Origin of the sequence: Aeromonas sp. 602658, assembly GCF_049173005.1 — a bacterium.
Lineage (GTDB): Bacteria > Pseudomonadota > Gammaproteobacteria > Enterobacterales > Aeromonadaceae > Aeromonas > Aeromonas veronii_A.
The window spans coordinates 226148-238625 of the sequence record NZ_JAAKRF010000001.1; the positions used below are offsets into that span (position 1 = coordinate 226148).

Genomic DNA, 12478 nt, shown 5'->3' on the forward strand with positions numbered 1-12478 from the left:
ATTGCAAACGGCAACGCCATTACGGGTTGTAGGAGACCACCGAGCCACTGAGGCCGGTCATCTGGGAGATCCGTCCCTGCATCCCCTGCAGTTTGGCCTTGGAGACATCCGGCCCGATAAAGACACGGTTGAGCTGACCCTGCACCGGTGTGCGCGGCGAGGTGTGGGCAGAGTAGCCCGCCGCCCGCAGCTTGCTCACCAGCGCGTTGACGCTGTCGACGTTCTTGAAGGCACCAAGCTGGAGGATCCAGCTACCCTGCGCGGCCGCGGGTGCAGGTGTGGTCGACTGATTCATCTTGCTTTCAATCAGATCATCGAGGGACTTGATCTGACCCGCCTGTGGTTTGGCTGGCGCAGGTGCCTTGGCCACTTCAACCGGTTTGGCTGGCGTCGGCTTGGGTGCTGGCTTGGGCGGTTCGACCGGTTTTTTGGCCACCACTTCTGGCTTGGGCTGTGGCTTGGGTTGGGCATTCTGTTGCGACTGGACCGGTGCGGCAGGGGTTGTCGCCAGCTGCGCGCCGTTGCCCTGACCGGCGAGGGTCATGGGGTCAGCCACCTCTTCCACTTGCCACTGCTGGGCCGCAGAGGCCTGTTGCTGGCTGGCCAGATGATCGGCGGGCAGGCTGCTGGCTGCCGAGACCTGCAGCGCAGGCTTGGCAGGCTCCAGCTCGGGGCGCAGCGGGATCTTGGCAAAGGCCTCCTCCTTTTGTGCCAGCTTGTGACCATCCAGCAAGTCCGGCAGGAAAATAACAACCAGGGCCACCAGGATGACGGTGCCCACCAGACGGTTTTGAAACTTCGAGGCCAAGTTGAATCCTACCTTTACGTAACTCAATATGCGATTTGGCTCCCCGCCAAAGGGCTGGGGAGCCGGGGTGTGGCCTAGACGGCGACACCCGCCAGAATGTCGGCGACAGTGTAAAACGAACCAAACACAATGACCATATCGTCCGGACTCGATGCGGCCAACGCTGCCTGATAAGCGGCGCTGACATCATCAAACTCCCTGGCAGGCCCCTTGCCCTCTCCCAACGCCGCAGCCAGTTGCGCAGCGGTGGCGGCGCGCGGGCCGGTGAGGCTGGCCAGATACCACTCGCCGATCAGACCGTCGAGCTCAGCAAGTGACCCCGCCATGTCCTTGTCTTTGAGCATGCCGACCACGGCACGGCGCACACCCGTGCAGGGCATCTTGCGCAATTGCGCGGCCAGATAGGCTGCCGAATGGGGGTTATGGGCCACATCGACGATCACCAGCGGCGCACTTTGCAACTGCTGCATCCGGCCAGCCAGCCGGGCATTGGCAAGCCCGTCACGAATGGCGGACTCCGGCAGCGGCAAGCCGAGGGATTCCAGCGCCGCCAGCACGGTCACCGCGTTCATCAGCGGCAGCGCCGGTTTTGGCAGATCCCGCCACTGGTTGAGGCCGTGATAATCCCAACCGCTCTCGTGCTCATCGCCACGAAAATCGAGACCGACCTGACGCAGGTTGGCGCCAAGACGCTGTGCTTCGCTCGCGATAGTCGCAGGTGGATTGGGCTCACCGCTGATGGCGGGTTTGCCGGCGCGATAGACCCCAGCCTTCTCCACCGCCACGGCTTCACGGGTATCACCCAGCCAGTCGCAGTGATCGAGGGCAATGGAGGTGATCATCGCCACATCGGACTCCACCACATTGGTGGCGTCGAGCCGACCACCCAGCCCCACCTCCAGCAGCAGCACATCGGGCGCGGCGCGGCGAAACAGCCACAGCCCAGCCAGTGTCGCGAACTCGAAGAAAGTGAGGGCAATCTCGCCGCGAGCCGCTTCCACCTCGGCAAAAGCGGCGCAGTGATCGCTGTCGGCCAGTTCGGCCCCGTTGATCCGCACCCGCTCGGTAAAGCGCAGCAGATGGGGCGAGGAGTAAACGCCGACCTTATAGCCTGCGGCCATCAGAATGCTGGCCGCCATGGCACAGCTGGAGCCCTTGCCGTTGGTACCCGCCACCGTGATCACCTTGAACGGCAGTTGGGTCAGCCCCATACGCCGGGCAACGGCACCGACCCGATCCAGACCCATGTCGATATTGACCGGATGGATCTGCTCCAAATAAGAAAGCCAGTCGACAAGCGACCGGCTTTGGGATTGTTGCATGTTTGAACTCATCTTCACTCTTCGATGACGTGAGTATTCAGCATTTTGGCGAGCAGGCTGGCCAGACGGTTACGCATGTCGCGACGATCGATAATCAGGTCGATGGCCCCCTTCTCCAGCAGGAATTCGGAGCGCTGGAAGCCTTCCGGCAGTTTCTCGCGTACGGTCTGCTCGATAACGCGCGGGCCGGCAAAACCGATCAGCGCCTTGGGCTCGCCCACGTTGATGTCACCCAGCATCGCCAGACTGGCGGAAACGCCCCCCATGGTGGGGTCGGTCAGCACAGAGATAAAGGGCAGGCCAGCCTTGGAGAGTCGGTCTAGCGCCGCGCTGGTCTTGGCCATCTGCATCAGGGAGAAGAGGGCTTCCTGCATGCGGGCACCACCAGAAGTGGAGAAACAGACCAGACCGCGGCCCTCCTTGATGCACTCCTCGACAGCGCGCACGAAGCGGGCACCGACCACGGAGGACATGGAGCCACCGATAAAGGAGAACTCAAAGGAACAGGCGACAACCGGCACCCCTTTGAGGGTCCCTTTCATGACCACCAGCGCATCTTTTTCTCCTGTCGCTTTCTGGGCGGCAGACAAACGATCCTTGTAGCGCTTGGAATCCTTGAATTTCAGTACATCCTGCGGCTCCAGCTCGGCACCGATCTCGGTACGACCCTGCTCGTCGAGGAAACTCTCGAGACGGGCGCGAGCGCTGATGCGCATATGATGATCACACTTGGGGCACACTTCGAGGTTGCGCTCCAACTCTGCCCGGTAGAGCACCTGTTCACAAGCACTGCACTTGGTCCACACCCCTTCCGGAATGTTGTGACGACGGGGTGCAGTGATCTTGCTCTTGGGAAGAATCTTCTCAAGCCAGCTCATGGAATTCCTTAATGCTTTTGTGCCTGACAAAACGCATCGAGCCTAGATTGTTCAATGACTTAATAGCTCGATGGCAACAAATGACGGGTCATTAAACCACAATTTTTCGGGCGCAGTTACTAAAAACTGGTCGTACCCGGTGCCGAGTCCGGCAGCCACAGCGGGCCGAGCGGCAACTGCGGCAGAGCAAACTCGGCCGGGTAATCCACGTCGACCAGATAGAGGCCACCGGCCTTGGCGGTCGGCCCGGCCAGATTGCGATCCTTGGCCGCCAGCACCTCGGCAATCCACTCCACCGGTTTGAGCCCCTGCCCCACCAGCAGCAGGGAGCCGGTGATGTTGCGCACCATGTGGTGCAGGAAGGCGTTGGCCTTGATGTCGAGCACGATGTAGGGGCCGGAGCGGCTGACGCACAGATGGGTCACATTGCGCCACGGGGTGTTGGATTGGCAGGCGACGGCACGGAAGGTGCTGAAGTCGTGCTCCCCCAGCAGGCTCTGGCCCGCCTGGTGCATCAACTCGGCATCGATGGTCTCGTGGTAGTGACTGACGCCACTGCCGAGGATCGCCGGACGGAAGTTGTGGTTGTAGATGACGTAACGGTAGCGACGGGCGGTGGCGCTGAAGCGGGCGTGGAACGTTTCGTCCACCTCCTTGACCCAGCGCACGGCGATATCCGGCGGCAGGTTGGAGTTGAGCCCCAGGGTCCAGGCCCCTTCGGCACGGTTCGCCTCGGTATCGAAGTGGATCACCTGGCCGGTCGCATGGACGCCGGCATCGGTGCGCCCGGCACACTGGATGGAGACAGGGTGGTTGGCGATCCGGCTGATGGCCTTCTCCAACTCCTCCTGCACGCTGATCACTTCACGCTGACGCTGCCAACCGAAATACCGGCTGCCGTCATATTCAATACCTAGGGCAATTCGCATGGATAAACTTGTCTTGTTGTGAAACGCAGTGAAAGAAACGGGGCGGATTATACGCGCTCAACTCGAAAAGTCCCACAAACCGCCTGATTGGCTTGCATGGGCGGAGAATTCACCCTGTGCAAATTGCCATGAAGAAGGGGGCAGCCAATGGCTGCCCCCTTCTTGCTGATCCCGCGACAGGGACAATTTTACCCCAACCGCTTGAGCAGTTTTTCTGCCTCGGCACGCTGATGCTCGGTGCCCTGCTCTGCCGCTTCTTGCAGCAGCTCGCGGGCGCTATCCTTGTCGTCGATCTCGAGGTAAGCGCGGGCCAGATCCAGCTTGGCCCCCACACCGCCGTCATCGGCATCCACATCAAAGCCGGTGGATTCAGGCAACACCTCGGGGAAACCATCGAGCCCCACGTCCAGCGAGAGACCCTGATAGGGCTCCTGCTCCGGCGCGGTGGCATCCGCATCGGCCAGCAGCTTGTCGATCTCGACGTAACCGCTTGCCTGGGCCTGTTCCCTTGGCTGCAATTCTGCCGGATGAGACTCCACTTCGGTAAAGGCATCCTCGAAATCGGAGAGCGCCAGTTCGTTGGGATCCCACTCAAGATCGAGCTCGGTCTCCTTGCCTTTGGTTGGCTCAAGCCCCAACTCGGCCAACATATCATCAGCCGAACAATCCACGCTCAAGTCGATGGCATTATTGTCCTCGCCCGCAGCCGGTTTATCCAGCTCATTTTCAAAATCACCCAGATCAAAACTGGCCAGATCATCAGCAGCCGTACTCTTGCTGCTTGCACTCAACTCCGGTTCCAGATCAGCCGAAAGATCCGCATCCAGCTCGGCAAACAGGGCTGCCTGCAGCTCCTCTTCGCTCATGAGCTCATCAGCATCCCTGGACTTGGGATTGAACTCGCTGTCCAGATCCATGTCGGGTTCATTGGCCAACGCGACAGGCTCATCCAGCGAGAGATCGAGATCCGGCACCAGATCCGGGTCACGACTGGCTGACTGGGCAGCCATTCGCTCCGGCTCGAAACCTTGCAGATCGATCTCGCCATCGTCGCTGAAAACCAGATCAACATCCGGCTTTTTAGCCGGTTCATCTGGCTCGACCGGCATAAAGCCATCAGGGGTATTGAGATCCGGCACCGGGCGTACCGGCTCGTTGTCGGTCACATCGACACTCAGCAGATCGTCAAACTCGCTCTGCTCCTGATCCATCATCATGGCGGTGGACTCGGAGAGGCTCTTCTCCTGCTCCTCCAGCTCGCGACGGGCACGGGCCCGCAGCCACAGGGTCACCAGCGCCAATACCAGCAGCACCGGCAGCAGGATGATCATGGCAAGGTTGAGCGGTGAGGAGAGCAGCTCCATCAGCCAGTGCTGCTTGGGTTCAGGCTCTGCCACCACGGGGGGGACAGGTCTGGCCTTCAGCTCGGCGAGCTCTTTTTGCAGCGCGGTCTGATCCTGCAACTGGGCCTTGAGGGTCTCGACCTCTTCGGTGAGAGATTGCAAGCGCAGTTTGAGCCTGTGGTTCATCTCGGTCACCTGACCGAGCTGGGCATTGGCATCTTCCAGCGCCAGCGCCATCTCGGTGGCCGGTTTGCCCACCGGTTTTTCCAGATCGGAAGGCAGAGGCGCCGGTGTGGTGCTTGCTGCGGCGCTCGTCGCCGGGACTGGGGCCACCGCCTCTTTTGGCGCAGGCTCGCTCGCCTTGACAACATCTTTGGTTTCAGCAGACGGTTGCGGTGCTACGACAGGAGCAGGAATGGGTGCCGCTTTTGCCGCAGGCAAGGGAGCTGGCGCGGTTTTCACCGGTTCGGCTTTGGCAGTCTCAACCTTCACGGGCTTGGCCGCCGGTTTGGCGCCATGGGCCTGCTTCTCGGCGAGATACTTGGGGCTTAACCCCTTCCAGCTGGCGTTGTCGCTGCGGAACTTAGCACGCGCCTGGGCATCGGTGATGACGCTCGCCTCGGCCACGGTCGGCAACAGGATGCGTGACCCCACCAGAATGTGGTTGATATTGCCATCGGCAAAACTGCGGGGGTTTTTCTCGTAGATCGCCACCATGGTCTGGTAGACGCTGACACTACTGGAGGGACGGTATTTGCTCGCCAGACTCCAGAGAGTATCGGTTGGACGAACAGGGCCATAACTACCGGCATTGGCCGTGACCTGACGTACCACCGGCTGGGCGGTTGCACGTACCGGTTGCGCCACGGGTCTGGCGACCGGTTGCGCCAGCGGCTGGGAATTGACGGCTGGAGGTGCGGGCTCGTCAGGGCCTTTTAGCTCGACAAAAAAAGGCTCCCGCGCAGCGTCTTCAGCCTGGACGGAGCCCAGCAGACCCAATGCGAGTAGCGTTGCCAATGTTATGCGGGAATGTCCCATATTCGTTCCTTCGTATGACGGCCCTATCACATTGAAAAATCTGGATAGTTACCCCAAAACAGTCGGTTCAATATAAATCAGGCTCGCGTCGCAAGCCAGTAGTCCGACACATTTAGCACCCGACTTGACTCTGAGTGTAGGAAAAAACTTAATCAGTTGATATCGCAACAGAATCTTGATGTAGCGGAGTGCGGCATGGGTCACACCCCCGATTTATCACAGTCCGGATGGGCAGCACTCCCTGCTGCCCATCTGTGGCAGATATCCAGCCTTACAGATAGTCGCGAACCAGCAGCTCGGCAATCTGTACACTGTTGGTTGCCGCGCCCTTACGAACGTTATCGGCCACGATCCACATATTGATACCACTCGGATGAGAAATATCCTGACGCACCCGCCCCACCAGCACCTCATCCTTGCCGGTTGCGTCGCGCACCGGAGTCGGATAATCCCCTTCGTCATCAAACAGGGTCACGCCCGGCGCACTGCGCAGCAGATCCTTGACCTGTTCAGCATCGAGCGGCTGGTGCAGTTCGACGTGTACCGCCTCGGCGTGGCCGTAGAAAACCGGCACCCGCACGCAAGTCGGGTTCACGGCTATGCTGGCATCCCCCAGGATCTTCTGGGTTTCCCATACCATCTTCATCTCTTCACGGGTGTAGCCGTTGTCGGTGAAGCTGTCGATCTGCGGAATCAGGTTAAAGGCGATCTGTTGCGGATAAAGGGTCGGTTCCACCGGACGGCCGTTGAGCAGATGAGCTGTCTGACCTGCCAGCTCGCTGACCCCCTCTTTGCCGGAGCCTGATACGGATTGATAGGTGGCCACGTTGATGCGGGCAATGCCCACTTCGTCGTGCAGCGGCTTCAAGGCCACCAGCATCTGGATAGTGGAGCAGTTGGGGTTGGCGATGATGTTGCGATTGCGAAAATCGGCCAGCGCATTCGGGTTCACTTCCGGGATCACCAGCGGGATATCTTCGTCGTAACGGAAGCAGGAGGTGTTGTCGATGACGATGCAGCCGTGTTCGGCAGCAATCGGCGCCCACTTGGCCGAGACCTCGGCACCGGCGGAGAAGAGTGCGATCTGTACCTGGCTCCAGTCAAACTCCTCCACATCGAGGATCTCGAGGTTCTTGCCGCCAAAGCGCACGGTATCACCGGCGCTGCGGCTGGAAGCCAGCGGATAAAGGGTCGCTACCGGAAATTCGCGCTCTTCCAGGATCTCGATCATCGCCTGACCCACGGCGCCGCTGGCACCCAATACCGCTACGTTAAACTGCTGGCTCATTCTGTTCTCCTCTGATAATGCTGCAATGGCGCCGACTGGAGCCATGGTCGGCAGTCTCCCGCACGGCGAGATGACGCTGCCTGATATGGCTGAGCCGGCGCAGTAGCATCTGCGCCAGCTCAGTAAAAAATGGGGTCGAGGTAGCCAGTACGGCTCACCCCTTCCGGTTATCTTCCAACTCCTAGTCCCCGATTCAGGGGCGTGACAGCGCAAATCCCAGCTCGCCCAGCGCCTGGTCGGCAAACGCCCCCTCAACCTGCAGGGAGGATAGTTCACGGCGCTCGGGATAGTGTTTGCGCTGCTCGTCAAAGCTGCCGGGCAAGCCGAGTCGGGCCCGGAAACAGGCATCATCGCGACGCACGTCATAAACCAGATGCACCAGTTGCTTGATCAACGCCTGATCCGGTGCGTGGCCCGGCACCACCGCCTGCACATCGGGGGCAGGCAGGAGCTGACTCAAATCCTGACGAGGCTGGCGTCCCAGCTGCTGGCAGAGCGCCTGATAGAGCATCCAGGTACCGCGCGCCTTCCCCTCCAGGCTGTAACCGGCGATATGGGGAGTGGCAATCTCGGTATGGGGCACCAGCGCAGCCAGTGGCTCGGGCTCGTTCTCCCACACATCCATCACCAGTCGTAAAGGCTTATCGCTCAGCTGGCGTGCCAGCAGGGCCCGGTTATCCCACACCTCGCCCCGGGAAGCATTGATCAGGATCTGCCCGGCAGGGCGCGCGACAATCTGTTCGGCATCGAGCAGATGGTAGGTGGCATCCTGCCCTTCACGGGTAATGGGCACATGGAAGCTGACGATATCGGCACCAAGAGCGGTCTGATAATCGACAAAGCCCGCATCAGGATTATCCCGCGCCCTGGGCGGATCGCAGCGCAGTACCCGCATGCCGAGCGCTTGGGCCTTGCCAGCCACGCACTCGCCGGTATTGCCCGCGCCAATCACCGCCAACGTCATGGCCGAGAGGTCGAGTTCATAGCGCTCCGCCAGCACCAGCAGGGCGGAGAGCACATAATCCCCCACCGAATACTTGTTGCAACCGGGGGCGCTGAAGAAGGGAATATTGCGGCTTGCCAGCAACGCCTTGTCCACATGGTCGGTGCCTATGGTGGCGGTGCCGACAAACCCGAGTTTGGGGCTGGTCGCCAGCAAATCGCCGTTGACGCGGGTGACCGAACGCACCAGCAGCACATCGGCATCGAGCAGATCGCAGGCCTGCATCTGCCGTCCGGGCAAGGGGATCACCTCGCCAAATTCGGCAAACAGCTCCACGGCATGGGGCATATTCTCATCAACGACTATCTTCATCGGGCTCTCTTTGGTCACAACCGCCACGGGGGCGCCATTCTAGCGCAAAGCCGCCCGAGATTTCAGCCTGTGATGCAATCAGGCGCGAAAGGGGACCACATTGTTCGGTGGCCACTCTCTCCTGCCGTTCAAACTGAGGATGTCGCCACAAATGTGTAAGCAGAGGTAACAAACGTGCTGCTCGGCTTTGTCCGGGCATGTCACGGTGGCACAATGCCCCTCTTTTTCGCGATCGCCCATATCCACCATGCCGCCACATTTCTCGTCGCTCTCTATCTCCTCACTCACCCGCAGTCAGGTGCTTGGCTTCACTGCCCTGTTGATCCTGCCCCTGCTGATGCTCGCCACCCTGCCCTGGCAGCCTTTTCTGACCGGTTCACTGCAGTCAGGCTGGCTATGGTGGTTATACGCCCTTACCCGCATGGTCGATATTCCCGGGATCGGGGTCAGTGGCGCCCTCTTGCTGCTACTGACCCGCTACAAACTCAAACTGGAGCTGGCGCCCTTCATTGCGCTGGGGTGTGTACTGGCTGCCCTGCTTGCCAGCGACTGGGTGATCAAGAGCCTGGTCAAACACCTGACCGAAGAGCCCAGACCCTACCTGCTCTGGCTGGAGAGTCAGGGGCTGATCCCGGCCATTAAAAGCTTCTACGCCAGTAGCGTCGATGTACGCAGTGAGCAGGTGCATGCGGCCAGCCAGTTGCTGGCCCTGCCAGAGTGGCTCGGCCACCACTGGCAAAAGGAGGTGAATTACGCCTTCCCCTCTGGCCACAGCATCGCCGCCATCAGCCTGGCCCAATTCTTTGGCCTCATCTGGCTGGCCCGCGCCCCCACGGGCGTCTGGCTACTGCCACTGTGGGCACTGGGGGTTGGTCTGTCGCGCATGGTAATGGGGATGCACTGGCCGGTGGATGTACTGGCCAGCGCCCTGCTGGGGTCGTTCACGGCGCTAATTGCCGCCCGCTGGTGGCTGCACAGATATTGAATCCGGCACCATCTTGCCGCTGTCTCCTGCGTGGGATGGGAGGACAAGCCTGTGCTTTTTTGCCATAATGCCGCCTCATTTTATCCCGACCGAGATCCCATGACCGACGCAGTTCATACCCTCAAGGGCCGTTTCCGTGGTTTTTACCCCGTAGTCATCGATGTTGAAACAGCCGGGTTCAACGCCAAGACCGATGCCCTGCTCGAAATCGCGGCTTACACCCTGAAAATGGATGAGCAGGGCTGGCTCGTTCCCGATCAGGTATTCCACTTTCATGTCGAGCCCTTCGAAGGGGCCAATCTGGAAAAGGCCGCGCTGGAGTTCACCGGCATAGACCCCTACAACCCGTTGCGTGGCGCAGTCTCGGAAAAAGAGGCATTGACCGAGATCTTCAAGGGGATCCGCAAGGGGATGAAGGAGCAGGATTGCGGCCGCGCAATCATAGTGGCCCACAACGCCACCTTCGATCACGGCTTCGTGATGGCCGCCGCCGAACGAGCAGGCCTCAAGCGCAATCCGTTCCACCCGTTTGCCACCTTCGACACCGCCGCCCTCTCCGGGCTTGCGCTGGGTCAGACCGTGCTGGCCAAAGCGTGCCAGAGCGCCCGCATCCCGTTTGACAATAAAGAGGCGCACTCTGCCCTCTATGACACCGAGCGCACCACCGAGCTGTTCTGTCATATCGTCAACCGCTGGAAGAGCATGGGGGGATGGCCGCCAGCGCATCCGGATGATGACACAACCGATGCCCCTGCCGACAATGAGGGACAAGAATAAACGGACGAAGGCTGCCACTGGCAGCCTTCGCTTTTTAGGGAAGTGATTGATTGCACGGCGCACCGGAAATCGCTATCAACGTCACTATCCACCGCTGCGCACGGGATGCACAGAGACAAACAGGTCACAAACCCTCATGTTGAGCAACCTTGTGCCACATGCTGCTGCGATATGAGGGGTTTGACTGATTTTTTACTCGACATTTGTCACATTTTTCGCAAACTAACTCCCCTTCACATGACAGACAGCAATAACAAACTATAAGGAAATCAAATGAATCCTGTTGTTATCGCAGTCGGGCTGATGCTGGTGCTCAGTCTGCTGCGGATCAATGTGGTGGTCTCGCTGGCGCTGGGGGCCATTGCTGGCGGCCTGGTGGGCGGGCTGTCGTTGACCGATACCCTTACCACCTTCAGTGGTGGCCTGGGCGGTGGTGCCGAGATTGCCCTCTCCTACGCCATGCTGGGCGCCTTTGCGGTTGCCATCTCCCGCTCCGGGATCACCGACCTGCTGGCCCGCAAGGTGATCAGCCAGTTGGGCAAGGATGCCAGCTCGACCCGCATCATGTGGGTTAAAACCCTGCTGCTCTCTTCCGTGCTGGCCGTGGCCATCTCGTCCCAGAACCTGATCCCGGTTCATATCGCCTTTATTCCCATTCTGATCCCGCCGCTGCTGCATGTAATGGCGCAGATGCAGATCGACCGTCGTCAGGTGGCCTGTGTCATCACCTTTGGCCTGACCGCCACCTATATGGTGCTGCCGGTCGGCTTTGGCGGCATCTTCCTGAACAACATTCTGGCCAAGAACCTGATCGATAACGGCGTGCCCATCACCACCAGCCAGATCCCGCTGGCGATGGCCATTCCGGTTGCCGGTATGGTACTGGGCCTGCTGATTGCGGTATTCATCAGCTATCGCAAACCGCGCCAGTACGATCTGGCCAAGATCCTGGATGCCGAGCCCGAAGCGGTCGAGCTCAACCTCACTCATATCTGGGTGGCCCTGCTGGCCATTGGTGTAGCACTGGGGCTGCAGTTGATGACCAACAGCATCGTACTGGGTGCGCTGGCCGGTTTTGTCATCTTCACCTGCGGCGGCGTCATCAAGTTTCGCGAAAGCCAGGATGCTTTCACCCAGGGGGTGCGCATGATGTCGCTGATCGGCTTCATCATGATCTCCGCCGCCGGTTTTGCCGCGGTGATGAAGGCAACCCACGGGGTCGACTCTCTGGTACAGGTGGTCGCCTCCGGCATCGGCCAGCACAAGGGGATCGCCGCCTTCCTGATGCTGCTGGTGGGCCTGCTCATCACCATGGGGATCGGCTCTTCCTTCTCCACCGTGCCCATCATCGCCACCATCTATGTGCCGCTCTGTCTGCAGCTCGGCTTCTCACCGATGGCGATCATCGCGCTGGTCGGTACCGCTGGCGCGCTGGGGGATGCGGGGTCACCGGCCTCCGACTCTACCCTGGGCCCGACATCCGGCCTCAACGCCGATGGCCAGCACGACCATATCTGGGACAGCGTGGTGCCCACCTTTATTCACTACAACATCCCGCTGGTGATCTTCGGCTGGATTGCCGCCATGGTGCTCTGATAGCCACTCTGGCATCGAACCATGCTCTGCAAAGTACGAAACAAGAAGGCGACCTTATGGTCGCCTTCTTTATAAGCACGTTCACCTAATCACCAGGACATGGCCCCGAGAGGAGAAGCTCTTTAATGGGCGACATGGATTCCCGGATCTGGATGATTGCGCACTGCTTGTTTCGCTCCTTGCTCTTATGGGATCAGTC

Annotated in this window: 10 protein-coding genes; 3 read left to right on the forward strand and 7 right to left on the reverse strand. The window is 60.1% G+C overall.

Annotated elements, in window-relative coordinates:
- Nucleotides 1-19 precede the first annotated feature (19 nt).
- From dedD to G5253_RS00955, 7 genes are all read right to left on the reverse strand, one after another.
- Nucleotides 20-808 carry a cell division protein DedD gene (dedD, locus tag G5253_RS00925; RefSeq protein ID WP_227340733.1) on the reverse strand — a complete coding sequence of 263 codons (789 nt, stop codon included), beginning with the start codon at nucleotides 806-808 and terminating at the stop codon, nucleotides 20-22.
- A 74-nt stretch (nucleotides 809-882) separates the two neighbouring features.
- Nucleotides 883-2142, reverse strand: a complete 1260-nt coding sequence (gene folC / locus G5253_RS00930) for a bifunctional tetrahydrofolate synthase/dihydrofolate synthase (RefSeq protein ID WP_266133884.1) — start codon at nucleotides 2140-2142, stop codon at nucleotides 883-885.
- Between the two features lie 2 nt (nucleotides 2143-2144).
- Nucleotides 2145-3008, reverse strand: a complete 864-nt coding sequence (gene accD / locus G5253_RS00935; protein ID WP_005344944.1) for an acetyl-CoA carboxylase, carboxyltransferase subunit beta — start codon at nucleotides 3006-3008, stop codon at nucleotides 2145-2147.
- A 119-nt stretch (nucleotides 3009-3127) separates the two neighbouring features.
- A complete protein-coding gene (gene truA, locus G5253_RS00940; RefSeq protein WP_216953903.1) occupies nucleotides 3128-3937 on the reverse strand; it encodes a tRNA pseudouridine(38-40) synthase TruA in 810 nt (269 codons plus the stop codon).
- Between the two features lie 188 nt (nucleotides 3938-4125).
- Nucleotides 4126-6318, reverse strand: a complete 2193-nt coding sequence (locus G5253_RS00945; protein ID WP_266133883.1) for a FimV/HubP family polar landmark protein — start codon at nucleotides 6316-6318, stop codon at nucleotides 4126-4128.
- A 271-nt stretch (nucleotides 6319-6589) separates the two neighbouring features.
- Nucleotides 6590-7606 (reverse strand): aspartate-semialdehyde dehydrogenase, encoded by a 1017-nt coding sequence (locus G5253_RS00950; RefSeq protein WP_266133882.1) that lies wholly within the window; start codon nucleotides 7604-7606, stop codon nucleotides 6590-6592.
- Between the two features lie 193 nt (nucleotides 7607-7799).
- The gene (locus G5253_RS00955) at nucleotides 7800-8921 is read right to left on the reverse strand and encodes a 4-phosphoerythronate dehydrogenase (RefSeq protein WP_266133881.1); all 1122 of its coding nucleotides are present in this window, start codon (nucleotides 8919-8921) and stop codon (nucleotides 7800-7802) included.
- Nucleotides 8922-9168: 247 nt separating this feature from the next.
- Here G5253_RS00955 and G5253_RS00960 point away from each other — a divergent pair, with 247 nt between their 5' ends.
- From G5253_RS00960 to G5253_RS00970, 3 genes are all read left to right on the forward strand, one after another.
- A complete protein-coding gene (locus tag G5253_RS00960) occupies nucleotides 9169-9906 on the forward strand; it encodes a phosphatase PAP2 family protein (RefSeq protein WP_216953910.1) in 738 nt (245 codons plus the stop codon).
- 99 nt (nucleotides 9907-10005) lie between these two features.
- Nucleotides 10006-10683 (forward strand): ribonuclease T, encoded by a 678-nt coding sequence (rnt, locus tag G5253_RS00965; RefSeq protein WP_266133880.1) that lies wholly within the window; start codon nucleotides 10006-10008, stop codon nucleotides 10681-10683.
- Between the two features lie 273 nt (nucleotides 10684-10956).
- The gene (locus G5253_RS00970; RefSeq protein ID WP_005344933.1) at nucleotides 10957-12279 is read left to right on the forward strand and encodes a Na+/H+ antiporter family protein; all 1323 of its coding nucleotides are present in this window, start codon (nucleotides 10957-10959) and stop codon (nucleotides 12277-12279) included.
- The last annotated feature ends 199 nt before the right edge of the window (nucleotides 12280-12478 follow it).